11 protein-coding genes and 1 pseudogene are annotated in these 12,543 nt (G+C 60.3%); 6 read left to right on the forward strand and 6 right to left on the reverse strand.

Annotation, left to right across the window (positions count from 1 at the left end):
- The first annotated feature begins 15 nt into the window (after positions 1-15).
- The 4 genes from tagF to tssA all read left to right on the forward strand — a co-directional run bounded on the left by tagF (position 16) and on the right by tssA (position 5,308).
- Entirely contained in the window at positions 16-942 is a 927-nt protein-coding gene (gene tagF, locus OYW20_RS15985) for a type VI secretion system-associated protein TagF (protein ID WP_268796922.1), read from the forward strand.
- Positions 939-3,431, forward strand: a complete 2,493-nt coding sequence (gene tssM, locus OYW20_RS15990) for a type VI secretion system membrane subunit TssM (protein ID WP_268796923.1) — start codon at positions 939-941, stop codon at positions 3,429-3,431. Before tagF ends, tssM begins: the two co-directional genes overlap by 4 nt.
- Positions 3,432-3,596: 165 nt before the next feature.
- Complete coding sequence (locus tag OYW20_RS15995) at positions 3,597-4,115, forward strand: Hcp family type VI secretion system effector (protein WP_268796924.1); 519 nt, start codon at positions 3,597-3,599, stop codon at positions 4,113-4,115.
- 95 nt (positions 4,116-4,210) lie between these two features.
- Entirely contained in the window at positions 4,211-5,308 is a 1,098-nt protein-coding gene (gene tssA, locus OYW20_RS16000) for a type VI secretion system protein TssA (RefSeq protein ID WP_268796925.1), read from the forward strand.
- Positions 5,309-5,413: 105 nt separating this feature from the next.
- Here the strand turns inward: tssA and OYW20_RS16005 are convergent, their stop codons facing one another.
- The 3 genes from OYW20_RS16005 to OYW20_RS16015 form a co-directional block, all read right to left on the reverse strand.
- Positions 5,414-6,259 (reverse strand): amidohydrolase family protein, encoded by an 846-nt coding sequence (locus tag OYW20_RS16005; protein ID WP_268796926.1) that lies wholly within the window; start codon positions 6,257-6,259, stop codon positions 5,414-5,416.
- 84 nt (positions 6,260-6,343) lie between these two features.
- Entirely contained in the window at positions 6,344-7,630 is a 1,287-nt protein-coding gene (locus OYW20_RS16010; protein WP_268796927.1) for an MFS transporter, read from the reverse strand.
- Positions 7,631-7,774: 144 nt separating this feature from the next.
- Positions 7,775-8,506 carry a GntR family transcriptional regulator gene (locus tag OYW20_RS16015; protein WP_268796928.1) on the reverse strand — a complete coding sequence of 244 codons (732 nt, stop codon included), beginning with the start codon at positions 8,504-8,506 and terminating at the stop codon, positions 7,775-7,777.
- A 206-nt stretch (positions 8,507-8,712) separates the two neighbouring features.
- Between OYW20_RS16015 and OYW20_RS16020 the strand changes: the two genes are divergently transcribed.
- Positions 8,713-8,880 carry a hypothetical protein gene (locus OYW20_RS16020; RefSeq protein WP_268796929.1) on the forward strand — a complete coding sequence of 56 codons (168 nt, stop codon included), beginning with the start codon at positions 8,713-8,715 and terminating at the stop codon, positions 8,878-8,880.
- Between the two features lie 236 nt (positions 8,881-9,116).
- The gene (locus tag OYW20_RS16025) at positions 9,117-10,304 is read left to right on the forward strand and encodes an MFS transporter (protein ID WP_268796930.1); all 1,188 of its coding nucleotides are present in this window, start codon (positions 9,117-9,119) and stop codon (positions 10,302-10,304) included.
- Between the two features lie 518 nt (positions 10,305-10,822).
- Here the strand turns inward: OYW20_RS16025 and OYW20_RS16030 are convergent.
- The 3 genes and pseudogenes from OYW20_RS16030 to OYW20_RS16040 form a co-directional block, all read right to left on the reverse strand.
- Positions 10,823-11,119 (reverse strand): annotated as a pseudogene (locus OYW20_RS16030) (PLP-dependent transferase); the annotation flags it as partial.
- Positions 11,120-11,181: 62 nt separating this feature from the next.
- Positions 11,182-11,922 (reverse strand): alpha/beta hydrolase, encoded by a 741-nt coding sequence (locus OYW20_RS16035; RefSeq protein ID WP_268796931.1) that lies wholly within the window; start codon positions 11,920-11,922, stop codon positions 11,182-11,184.
- 208 nt (positions 11,923-12,130) lie between these two features.
- Positions 12,131-12,388 carry a CsbD family protein gene (locus OYW20_RS16040; RefSeq protein WP_268796932.1) on the reverse strand — a complete coding sequence of 86 codons (258 nt, stop codon included), beginning with the start codon at positions 12,386-12,388 and terminating at the stop codon, positions 12,131-12,133.
- Between the last annotated feature and the right edge of the window lie 155 nt (positions 12,389-12,543).

Here is a 12,543-nt window from a genome sequence, read left to right on the forward strand (position 1 = left end):
TCAGGGGCGCAGCCGATGATTGGCTGCTTCGGCAAGCTCCCCGCGAGCCCGGACTTCGTCAGCCTGCACGGCGCCGCTGACGAGGTGTGTGAGTTCGACGCATGGCTGCAAGGCGCGCTGGCGGGCATGCAGCATCGGGAGGACTGGCGCGAGCTGTTCGACCGCCTGCCGGTGTGCTTTTTCAGTTACCGGGCACGCACCGGCAACTGGCTGCTGGGCGGTTTCATCAGCTCGCGGGACGCCAGCGCCCGGCGCTATCCGTTCTTCATTTTCCAGACCCTCAAGGCCAGCGAGGCAGCCAACCTGGCGAACCCGTTCACCCTGAGCGAGCTGTTCAATGCGCAGATCAAGCCGCTGCTGCACATGGCGATTCAGGGCGAACAGTCCGCTGTGCTGTTCGAGCGCATCAAGGCGTTGCGGCCGTTGCAGGGTCAGGACTTTGAGCTGTTTCGGCGCGTGCACAACAAGTTTCTGGTGAACTTCAGCCTGCGCGACATCGCCAACGCGCTGGAAAGCACGTACCCGGAGTTCGTCACCAACGCCGTGCTGACCAGGCTGCACGCGCTCAAACGCCAGGTGCACCCGGACAGCACGGGCGGTATTTGCCTGCCGCTGCCCGCCGAACGCGGTTTGAAGAACCCGACCGCCGATTTGTGGATCAACTGGCTGACGCGCATGAAGTCCAGCCACGCGGCGCCGCAAATCAGTGTGCTGGCCGACGACTTCATGCGGCCCCAGCTGTTTTGCTTCCCTTCGCGCAACACCAATGCGCTGTACCGCGTGCTCACCGGCACCGGCGATCGCGCAGAAAGCTACGACGTTCTGGCGTCTTTCGACGCCTTCGACGAGCACCACCGCGTCAACGCGTTTCCCGAAATCGACCGCCCCCTTCGTGACGTTATCGACCGTTTTGTCGACGCCCTGGATTTGAAGTCTGTATGAACAAAATCAAGTATTACTGCTTGCGTTACCAACCCTACATTCTGGGGGTGTGCTTCTTCCTGGCGATTTTCGTCGTGTGGGGCATCGGCCGTGCGTTCGGGTTCAGCTCACTTAACAGCCTGCTGAGCGGGATCGGCGTGTTCCTGCTGCTGTCAGCCGGTTATGTACTGCTGCTGTACCGGGGCGTGTCGCGCCATCACAACCTTGAAGGGCTGCTGCGCGAAGACGCCGATCAGGCGGTGCTCAATGCCAGCCCCGCCGACCGCGAAGAAGTCAGCCTGCTGCGCGAACGCCTGCTGCAAAGCATCGAGCGCCTGCACAGCAATAAACCACGCGGCACCCAGGCCAAAGACGCGTTGTACGCGCTGCCCTGGTACTTGGTGGTGGGCCAGCCGGCTGCGGGCAAAAGCACCATGCTTTACCAGTCAGGCCTGAACTTCCCGTATGCGGAGCGTGAAGGCGCACGCGTTGCAGGATTGGGCGGCACGCGTAACTGCGACTGGTTTTTCAGCTCCGAGGCCGTGCTGCTGGACACCGCCGGACGCTACATGCACGACCAGGAAGAAGCCGGCAAATGGCGGGCATTCTTGCAGCTGTTGCGCCAGCACCGTCAGCGTCGACCGCTCAACGGTTTGATCGTGACTGTCAGCATCCACGACATCCTGCAATCCTCGATTGAGGACCAGGAACGCATCGCCAAGCGCCTGCGTGAACGCATTCAGGAAACCCACTCGCTGCTGGAAGTGCGCCTGCCGGTCTACCTGGTGTTCACCAAATGCGATCTGGTGCCAGGGTTCGCACCCTTCTATCGTCAGCTGGACGACGTGGCCCGTGGCGAAGTCATGGGCAAGACGTTCGCCCACAAAGGTTTCGAACAGGCCGACTGGGGCCAGCGCTTTGGCGTGGCGATGGATGAGCTGATCAGCTATTGGCAAGAGGTCGCCAACCAGCAATTGGCCCTGCAGGACATCCAGATCACCCGCCAGGATTCGGCGGTGTATCGCTTCCCGCTGGAGCTTGCCGCGCTCAAGCCACGGTTGCAGCTGTTCGTCGATGCGTTGTTGCGGGCCAATCCTTACCAGAGCGCCGAGTTGCTGCGCGGGTTCTATTTCACCAGTGCACTGGACGCCGATCAGCCGGAACTGGGGCTGCATACGCGTGAAGTCACCGAGCGCTTTTCGCTGGAAAGCGATCACGCCATCGTCGATGGCCAGGCCGAGCCACGGCCGCTGTTCATCAACAGCCTGTTTCGCAAAGTCATCATTCCCGACCAGCACCTGGTCGCGCTGTACACCACCAATCACCGCGAGCGCAGGCGCAAGGCGGCATGGATCGGCGGCGCTGGCCTGGTGGCTTCGCTGGTCTGCGGTCTGTGGGGCTGGTCGTACTGGAACAACCACCAGACCATTCAAAGTATTTCCACGGAGCTTACGCAGGCCGCCGCCGATGACAGCGCTGCCACCGGTCAATACACCGACTGGCAAACCCTGGACCGGATGCGCTTCTGGACCGCGCACTATTACGCTCAGCACCACGATGAGGGTGTGCCGTTGCGCCTGCGTCTGGGCCTTTATCAGGGTTACGACGTCGAGCCGCTGCTGCGCACCCGGTATTTCTCGCGCCTCGAAAGCGTGATGCTCAAGCCAACCGCCGACAACCTGACCCGCTCCCTGTACCTGCTGACCACGATCAAGGTCTATCAGCGCAACGCCAAGGATTTGCAGCCGGTAACAGGCGTCGACAGTGTCGAGCCCAAAGCACTGCCCGTCGACAACCGCGCGCAGTCCATCGCCGACTTCGGCAAGGCCACCCTGGACACTTACGTGATGCTGTCCCGTGCGCAACGGGAGAAGGCGGATCCCGTGTTCCTGAAAGCCAGAATGCCCGATTACTGGTACCCGGCGATTGCCCGCCAGACCGGCAAGACGATCACCGCCAACAGCGGACCAGGCTCCAATCAGGACTATGAATACGCAAGCCGGCAGATCAATTTCTACAGCGATCAGATTCACGAACTCGACGTGCCGCGCATCCTCGACAACGCGTTTCTGACCTCAAGCTCTCGCAACTACATCAACAGCTTGCTGACGCAGACACTGCGCTCGATTGAAACCATCACGCTGGAATCGGACACCTTGTTCGCCTTCGGTCGTGCTGATTTCCAAAGCCTGAAAAGCGAAGGCCAGGGCCAGTTGAGCGCGATTGCCGGCAAGCTGTTGAGCACCCCCAACATCGGCAAGATCATCATCGCCGGTCACGCCGACCAACTGGGTGACCGACAAGGCAACCTGCAGGTGTCCAAGCAGCGCGCGCAGACCATCAAGACTTATCTGGTGGGCAAAGGCGTGCCGTCCGAACTGGTGGACGCCGTGGGCGAAGGCAGCGAGAAGCCCTTGGTCAAGTGCGACATGCAGCAGCCGCGGGCTCAGTTGATTCAGTGCCTTGAGCCAAACCGACGGGTAGAGATCGAAGTGCGCGCGCTCAATTGAGCTCGCGGTCTAATTGAAGAAAACCGGCGCCTGGGTCATCGAAACATGAGGCCGGGGCAGCGGTAACGAAGCCTTTCTTGATCATTTCAAGAAGGTTAAAGCAAAGGGCTGCGACCTGTTCGCAGGTGATGCAGGCCCTTAAATGAAGGAAAGGAGACGTAAGAAATGGCATTTGACGCATACATCCAAATCGACGGCATTCCAGGTGAAGTTCTGGACGACAAGCACAAGGACTGGATTGAAGTGCTGGGCTACGAGTACGGCGCCACTCAGGCGACGTCCGCTACTGCCAGTTCTTCGGGCGGTGCTTCTTCCGAGCGCGTTGCACTGAGCGATTTCAGCATTCGTAAAGCCGTGGACAAAGCCTCCGCCAAGCTGTTCGAAGCCTGCTGCAAAGGCACGCATATCGCCAAGATCCAGCTCAACGTCAACCGCGCAGGCGGCGACAAGCTGACCTACCTGACCATCAACCTGGAAGAGGTTGTGGTGTCGTCGGTCAAAGCGGTTGCCGGTGGGAGTCAAGATGGCGAAGACAAAGCGGTCAGCGACCTGCCGATTGAAGAAATCAGCTTCAACTTCGCCCGTATCAAGACCACTTATACCCAACAGAGCCGTTCCGATGGTCAAGGTGGCGGTAACGTCACTGGCGGCTGGGATCGCACGGCCAACAAAGTCTTCGCATAAGCCGTTGACGACATCGGGCCGTGAAAGCGGTCCGTGTTCAGCACCGTACCCTTGCATGGGTACGGTGTTTTTTTAACCCTGAATCAGAGTGACCCATGTCTGAATTTCTCAACGACCTTTCGCTGGCGGACCTGACCGCACCCATCAACGGGGGCAGTGGCGAAGACCTGAGTTTCTCCACCCTGTTCGATCAGGTCAAAGAAGCTCGTCGAGCAGACCCCGATTACCTCACCCAGGGTGACTGGCAGACCGATCTGAAATCTTCGGATTGGGACCTGACGATCACGCTGGCAGCGCAAGGCCTTGCACAACAGAGCAAGGACCTGATGCTGGTTGCCTGGCTCAGTGAAGCCCTGGCGCACCGGTACCATTTCCTCGGTATCACTTTCGGCCTGACCCTGGCCGAGCGAATTTTGCAGACGTTCTGGGCGGACCTGTTTCCGTCGCTTGAAGATGGCGTTGAAGAGCGCAGCGCCCGCCTCGCCTGGCTGAAGGCCTCGCTGACGGATATGGTCGGCGGGCTGCCAATCACCCAGGGCCAGCAATTCGGCCTGCAGCGTTACGACGAATCCCGTTACGTCGAGAACCTGGCGCTGCAAAACCCCAAGGCCATGCAAACCGCCGTTGAAGAAGGCAAGATCAACGCGGAAATCTTCCAGCGCTCGGTGGTGCTCACGGACTCCGATCACCTGCGCATGAAGGCTGCCGAGATTGCCGACAGCTTGAAGGCGTGCCAGCAACTCCAGACGACCGCCGACACGTTTTTTGGTCCGGAGGCGCCAAGCTTTGCGGCGCTCAGCGACATCCTTTCGCGCGCCGGGCAACTGGCTCAAAAGCTGCTCAAGGACCGGGGCATCGAACTGCATCCTGCGCCTGTCGAACCTGCGCCCTCCGCCCCTCAAGCCGCCGTTGCCCACACCGCAGGTGCCGCCATGACCACGCCCTCCCCGGACGCTTCGCCGGCACCCTTGCGTACCACGCCCATCAGCCGCGATGAAGCCTTCACGATGCTCGCCAGCGTCGCGCAGTTCTTCAAAAACACCGAGCCGCAAAGCCCGGTGCCGTACCTGATCGAGCGTGCCATCAAGTGGGGCAACATGCCGCTGGAAGGTTGGCTCAATGATGTGATCAAGGACAGCAACGTTGTGGACAGCATCCGCGATGTATTGGGCACCAAAGAGCCGAAATCCTGAGCGGTTTGAATCTGTAGCCGCGCAAGGCTCTACTCTGTAGGCGCCTAATTCATTCGCGTGGCGTCGCCAGAACGCCTCGCCAACAAATAGCCTCCTGCGCAGGCTTCAGGCCTCGGTCACGTTGAAATCGAATAGCGCCTGCGGCGCCTCGATCAACAGCGAACGCATGGTATGCGCCGAACATTCCAGCGCCTGCAATTGCTCGACCACCGTGCCGTAACCGATGCTGTTTTCATGCTGGGTGTGCGGCCAGTCACTGCCCCACACCAGACGGCGCGAGCCAAAACCCTGCTCCAGCAAGGGCATCGCTGCACGGGCGAAATCAAGGTTCTGCTGCGCGGTACCGCCGAGTCGATAAATGCCCGAGACCTTCATCCACACCTGCCCGCTCTGCCCCAGCGCCAGCAGTTCGCGAAAGCCTGGCTGATCCATCCCCAGCCGCGCATCGGCACGCCCGAAGTGGTCGACCACGATCTTGATCCCGAACGGCATCAAGCCGCGAATCAAACCCGGCAAATCCTCGACCTGACGGTGCAGCTCGACGTGCCAGTCCAGCTCGGCGAGATGCCCGAAAAACACTCGCCAGGCAGGCTCGTCAAAGTCCGGCAGCGCCTGGCCCATGAGGTTCAGACGCACACCGACCACGCCCAGACGGTCCATCGCGTCCAACTGCTCACGGCTGATATCACGCTCGACGACCACTATCCCGCGTATCTGCCCGGCCGCGTGTTGCAGCGCTTTGAGCAGATACGTGTTGTCGGTGCCAAGAAAGCTTGGCTGCACCAACACGCCATGGCTCAAACCGTGGTCGCGCAGGTGATTCAGGTACACCCCAAGCGTTGCATCGTAGTCGGGGGTGTAGCGTCGTGCGGCGGTGAGATCCAGCTCCCTGCTGAACACGTGGGCATGTGCATCGATGCCGAGAATTGGCGCAGAACAGCTATCAGGCATGCAGGTATCCGGTGGTGTGATCGTCTATCGAGAGAACGCGCAATGCAGGCCGTTGAACAAAGCCCACACCGCACAGGTAAAACATCAGGCGCGAGCGGTCTCTGGGTTGGCAGAGTCCTGCGCAGCCGCCGAGGTAGCTTCCAGGCTGCGGCCGCGGGTTTCCGGCAAGCAAAGCGCAGCGATGACGGCAACGCCGTAGGCGATGCCCGCGTCGATGCCGATGGCTGAACCCAATGACATCGATTCGCTCATATGCCCCACCAGAAACGGGAATACCGCCGACAGTACCCTGCCAAAGTTGTAGCAAAAACCAACCCCTGCCCCGCGTACATCAGCCGGGTAAAGCTCGTTGAACAGCGCGCCGAGACTGGCCGGAATGCCCGCCGCAAAGAAGCCCAGCGGAAAGCCCAGGAACAGCATTTGCGTGTTGGTCAACGGCAGGAACACGTAGCACTGAACGGTGATCACACAGCACAGCGCAAACGACACGATATTCATGCGCCGCCCAATGCGGTCGATCAAAAAGCCGCTGGCCACGCAACCGCACCAGAACGCAAAGATGATCACGGCCAGGTAACCACCGGAGTTGAGCACCGACAGGTTACGTTCGGTTTTCAGAAACGTCGGCAACCAGGTCATCACCGCGTGGTAGCCGCCGTGGGCGCCGAGGCCCAGCAAGCCGCCGAGCAAGGTCACGCGGATCAGTTCGGGACGAAAGATACCGGCCAGGGATTTAAAGAAACTCTGCGGGATGGCGTGCTCTTTTTGCAGGCGCTGGAAGCTGTCTGGCTCCTCGACGTTGCGGCGCACCCAGATGATCAGGAAGGACGGCAACAGGCCGACCAGGAACATCACACGCCAGGCGATATCGGCCGGCACGAACGAGTAGATCAGGGTGAACACGCCCACGGCCAGGCCCCAGCCCACGGCCCAGGCGCTTTGCACGGTGCCCATGACTTTGCCACGGTATTTGGGGTTGATGGTTTCGGCCATCAGCACCGCGCCGGCCGCCCACTCGCCACCGATGCCGAACCCCTGAAGGGCTTTGACCACAAGCAATTGGTGGAAGCCGGTGACGAAAGCCGACAGAAACGTGAACACCGAAAACCAGAGGATCATCCATTGCAATGTACGCACCCGACCGTAACGATCGGACAGCGTACCGCCGACCCAGCCACCGAGGGCCGACGTCACCAGCGTAACGCCGCTGATCAGTCCGGCATCGCCCTTGCTCAGGGCGAACGCTGCGATCAGTGCAGGAATGGCCAGACCGAACATCTGGACTTCAAGGGCGTCGAGCGACCATCCGCCGAAGCAGGCCCAAAACGTTTTGCGCTCCCGGGGAGTGACTTGGCGATACCAACTGAACATGGTTTTTGTCCTTATGAGTGTGCGTTTGGCAGTTGTTGTGTGGCGCTACCCTGTAGGCGCGAACTTGTTCGCGAGGCGGCGTGCCTGATACACCCCGGTCGAATGCCTCGCCATCACGTTGGTTCCTACAGAAGTGCAACGCGGCTAGCGGATATCTACGGTGTAACGGAAGTGCTCGGCATGCCCGCGTGAGCGGCGCCATTCCAGCGGTTGACCGGCGTAGTTGCGCGCCAGCCGCTCGATCACCACCACCGGGCTGTTGACCGGGACGTGCAGCAGACGGGCGTGTACTTCGCTGACAGCTTCGGCCGTCAGGCTTTCTTCGGCGTACGCCACGACCTGCCCGCAGAACGCTTCATAGATGGGGTACAGCAGCGGGCCCTGCTGGGTCAGATCGATTTCAAGCAGGGCCTGAAACTGCTCGCGTGGCAGCCAGATTTCCTCCGCCAGCACCGGTTGACCATCCAGCAAACGCAGACGAATCATGCGGATCACCGCTGCCTCCAGCGGCAGGCCCAGCGCTTGCGCAACGGCGGAAGGAGCGCTCACCGGCTCGATGGAAAGCACACGGCTTTCCGGCACCTGACGTTCGCCGGACGCGGTCTGAAAACGGAAGAAGCGGAACAGAGAGGATTGGAACTGCGGACGCCGGATGAAGGTGCCGCGCCCCTGCTGACGCTCGAGAATGTTTTCGCTGACCAGCATGTCGATGGCTTTGCGTACGGTGCCGGTGGACAGGCAGTACTCGCTGGACAGTGCGGATTCGGTGGGGATCGCTTCCCCCGGACGCCAGCGGTTATTGGCGATCTGCTCAGCCAATTGATCTCGCAAGCGTTGATAGAGCGGGAGGCGGACGTCGCTGGAAAGGCGGTTCATGTTCGAACACTTCGCTGTTTTATTTATCTAGTCATCTATATGAATCTGCGCGAAGTATTGTCTCGTTACAAAGAACCGTCAAGTAAGCCACTGGTGGGACGCCGATGAGTGGCGCGACGCACTCCGAATGACTGGAGCTGATCACCTCCGCCGGCGCCGATCTAAACCTGGATTTGCCGGAGGAAGCCAAAGCGCTGGCTTCACCTGTGATCACCAGCGCTGCGAGCGAAGGGTTTCTCACCGAAGCACAAATGCGCGACCTGGAGCGCAACAACCTGCACGCCGCGCTCAAGGCTGCCAACGGCAAGCTGTTCGGCAAAGGGGCGCGGCCGAGTTGCTCGGGATCAAGCCGACCACCCTCGCCTCGTGCTTGAAACGGCTGGATATTGACGTGGATTGACCTGCACATATCTCTTCTGTAGAGCCAACTTGTTGGCGAGCCTGGCGATGCGGTGTATCAGTTACATCGCCTCGCGAACAAGTTCGCTCCTACAGAGGGGGCGCTATGCCATCCATCTGTTTCAGCCATACAAAATATCAATCCGACCATCCTTCTTAACGCTACGAATCTGCGTTAGCCTTCCGGCACTGCGGAAAATCGAGAATCTCCATGACCTCCCTGCCCCACGCGCCCCATCGCGCCCCAACCATGACCAAGGGCCTGGCGATGCTGTTCGCCTTTTGCTGCGGCGCCATCGTGGCCAATATTTACTACGCCCAACCGATCATCGGCCTGATCGCGCCGGATATCGGCCTGAGCAGCACCCTGGCCAGTTTCATCGTCTCCCTGACGCAAATCGGCTACGCGCTGGGGCTGTTCTTCCTGGTGCCGCTGGGGGATTTACTCGAGAACCGCAAGCTGATGATCGTCACCACCGGCGTGGCGATTGTGAGCCTGCTGGGCGCGGCATTTGCCCAGCAGCCCAACGTGTTCTTGATCGTGTCACTGCTGGTGGGATTCAGTTCGGTATCAGTGCAGATTCTGGTGCCGCTGGCGGCACACCTGGCGCCTGAGGAATCACGCGGCCGGGTGGTTGGCGGCATCATGGGCGGGCTGTTGCTGGGGATATTGCTGGCCCGACCGTTGTCGAGTCTGGTGGCTGACCACTTCGGCTGGCGCGCCGTTTTCGGCTCGGCGGCAGCCTTGATGGCAATCATCAGCGTGGTGCTGGCGACGACTATGCCCAAGCGCCAGCCTGATCACAGCGCCTCATACGGCCAACTGATTTTTTCGTTGTGGACGCTACTGCGCACTCAGCCGGTGCTGCGACAGCGGGCGTTTTATCAGGCGTGCATGTTCGCCACGTTCAGCCTGTTCTGGACCGCCGTGCCGCTTGAACTGGCAGGCCGTTACAGCCTGTCGCAAACCCAGATCGCCATTTTTGCGTTGGTCGGTGCCATCGGCGCCATCGCGGCACCCATCAGCGGGCGCCTGGCGGACGCCGGGCATTCCCGCGTCGCCAGCCTGTGCGCGCTGGTGTTTGCCGCCTTGAGCTTTTTACCAGGTCTGGTGCATCCCGCGTTTGCGGTGGTGGGCCTGGCAATCACAGGCGTGGTGCTGGATTTCTGCGTGCAGATGAACATGGTGATCGGCCAGCGCGCCGTGTATGCGCTGGACGCCAAGAGCCGCAGCCGCCTGAACGCGCTGTACATGACCAGTATTTTCATCGGCGGCGCGATCGGGTCAGCGATTGCCAGCAGCCTTTATCACAACGGCGGCTGGCTATGGATTGTCATCGCTGGCAGCGCTTTTCCGCTGGTGGCGTTGTTGGCGTTCTTGAAGAACTCACGCGGCTGAACCACTTGCAGGAGCGCGCTTGCCCGCGATGACGTTGTGTCAGTCGACGGTGATGAACCTGACGCACCGCAATCGCGGGCGGGCGCGCTCCTACGGCCTCCGGCAACAATCAAAATCCCAAACACGCTTTTACGGCCTGCGGCCAGAGTCAATCCCATGAACGCCGCAAATCAATGTAGGAGCGCACGAGCAACGCGAGGCCGCGATGGGCTGCGAAGCGGCCCTGAGACCATGCGACCGAGTTTTCCCTGACGTATCGAGTGCGGAGAATTTACTGCCGGTGCCCGGCAGATCGTCCGAGTGCGGCCCAGACACAAGCCACGCTCCTGCGGCCTGCGGCCAGAACCGAAACCCCGAGAAGCCGCGAAGTTTCCGGTAGATCCCTGATTAGCCGCAGGACCGTGGGAGGCAGCTTGCTCGCCAGAGGCCGGTACATCCGACGCACCTCTAGCGTCGGAACCATTGCTTCGCGAGCAAGCTCCCTCCCACCAGGGGCACGCAGCAGGTGTGTGCCGAGCCTAGGCGTACCGAATCGCCGCAAACCCTCGCTCGAGGTCTTCGATCAGGGCGCTGACGTCCTCAAGGCCGATGTGCAAACGCAGCGATGGATTCAGCGCTTTGTCCTGCGTATTGACCCGGTCCTTTACGTTGGCGACGATCACCAGGCTTTCGAATCCGCCCCACGAAGCACCCAGCCCAAACAGCTTCAGCCCGTCGATGAAGCGCTCCAGTTGCGCGGGATCGTTGTCCACCCGCTCGACAGTCAGTAACCCGTTACTCCCGGTGACATCGCGCTTCCACAGTGCATGACCGGGGCCTTTAGTTGAATCTGGGCGTCCGCAGAAACGTCCGCCCGCGAGCAAGCCCATCGAGGCGATTAACGCGCCTCAGAGCCCAATGTCGATTTCAACCAGGCGTTCAGGTCGCTGATTTCGCTGCCGTTGATGCTGTGTCCCAATCCGGGATAAGCGTGAAATTCCGGGGCCAGATTCAGATTATCCAGCACCCCTTTGGCGTCGGTTGCGCCTGTGTAAGCAACGCGAGTATCGGCAGTGCCGTGCCCGATAAATACCTTCAGACCCTTGAAGTCATCCGTTTTGAGGCGGGCTTTGAGCGCCGACAGGATCTTGCCGCTCAGCGGCGCAATACCACGCACCAGTTCGGGGTGTTGCAAGCCAATCTGGTAGCTCATCATCGCGCCCTGACTGAAGCCGATCAGCACGACCTTGTCAGGCTTCGCGCCGTATTTCTTGCTGGCTTGTTCGATGAATTGGGTAAGCAGCGCGGTACTGGCGTCGACATCACGGGTAACGCCTTCGTAATCGGCGGCGTCGGTGTCCTGACTGAACCACTTGTAACCACCACCGTCGACGTCCAGCGGCGCACGCACGGAGAGATAGGTGTAATCAGCGGGCAGATCTTCCTTAATGTCAAACAGGTCGCGTTCATCACTGCCGTATCCATGCAGGAAGATAACCAGCGGCGTCTCGGCAGAACCGGAAGGCGTCTGGGCAGGCGCCGACGCGAGGTACGGCAAGGCGAGATCGGTAAGCAAGGCAGGCTGGGCATGCGCCAGGCCGGAAAAAACGCACAACAGCGCGGCGAAGAACTTCATCATTGCGGCAAGACCCTGTAAAAAAACGTCGGGCCCATCATACCCAGCATGACTCAGATGTCAGCCCGCAATTGGATGGCGGTTGCTGTCGCAATGCTGTCTGAAACGAAAATCTTCAGCCGCACAAACGACGAAGGGGCCGATTGAGGAGACGTCAATGACGTCCGCTCAAACGGCCCCTTTCGATGACTCATGATGCTATTCCCGGCGGTCAGCCCTTACGACGCATCAACAAACGCGCCAGCAAAAACGCGATACCACCGGCAATCGCGACACTGGCCAGCGGACGACGCTTGGCGAAAGACGATACGTCGTCTAGCACGTCACCGTAATGCTCCTGCAACTCACCGGCTGCCTGCCGCGCTTTGCCTTCCATTTTCAGGCTGTCGTTGCCAGTCAGACTCCCAAAAACGTCCTGAACCTTGCCAGCGGCCTGCTCTGTTGCACCTTTGACATGCTCGGATCTCATGATGTTTTCCTTTTTTGATTGACGGCCGGACGCGCAATCTCTGGTTGTCCGGCATGGGCTCAGATTAGGAAAAACAGCCAAGGGGCAACAGGTGAATTCTAAGGGGATGAGCTAGTGCATTTGCACCTGAATCAGTGCGCGGATTAATTCGTCTG

The organism is Pseudomonas sp. BSw22131 (assembly GCF_026810445.1).
GTDB lineage: Bacteria > Pseudomonadota > Gammaproteobacteria > Pseudomonadales > Pseudomonadaceae > Aquipseudomonas > Aquipseudomonas huanghezhanensis.

What these genes read in the sequence shown, in the direction of transcription:
- tagF (WP_268796922.1), top strand. Translation starts at nt 16, where the DNA reads ATGATTGGCTGCTTCGGCAAGCTCCCCGCGAGCCCGGACTTCGTCAGC.
- tssM (WP_268796923.1), top strand. Translation starts at nt 939, where the DNA reads ATGAACAAAATCAAGTATTACTGCTTGCGTTACCAACCCTACATTCTG.
- OYW20_RS15995 (WP_268796924.1), top strand. Translation starts at nt 3,597, where the DNA reads ATGGCATTTGACGCATACATCCAAATCGACGGCATTCCAGGTGAAGTT.
- tssA (WP_268796925.1), top strand. Translation starts at nt 4,211, where the DNA reads ATGTCTGAATTTCTCAACGACCTTTCGCTGGCGGACCTGACCGCACCC.
- OYW20_RS16005 (WP_268796926.1), bottom strand. Translation starts at nt 6,259, where the DNA reads ATGCCTGATAGCTGTTCTGCGCCAATTCTCGGCATCGATGCACATGCC.
- OYW20_RS16010 (WP_268796927.1), bottom strand. Translation starts at nt 7,630, where the DNA reads ATGTTCAGTTGGTATCGCCAAGTCACTCCCCGGGAGCGCAAAACGTTT.
- OYW20_RS16015 (WP_268796928.1), bottom strand. Translation starts at nt 8,506, where the DNA reads ATGAACCGCCTTTCCAGCGACGTCCGCCTCCCGCTCTATCAACGCTTG.
- OYW20_RS16025 (WP_268796930.1), top strand. Translation starts at nt 9,117, where the DNA reads ATGACCTCCCTGCCCCACGCGCCCCATCGCGCCCCAACCATGACCAAG.
- OYW20_RS16035 (WP_268796931.1), bottom strand. Translation starts at nt 11,922, where the DNA reads ATGATGAAGTTCTTCGCCGCGCTGTTGTGCGTTTTTTCCGGCCTGGCG.
- OYW20_RS16040 (WP_268796932.1), bottom strand. Translation starts at nt 12,388, where the DNA reads ATGAGATCCGAGCATGTCAAAGGTGCAACAGAGCAGGCCGCTGGCAAG.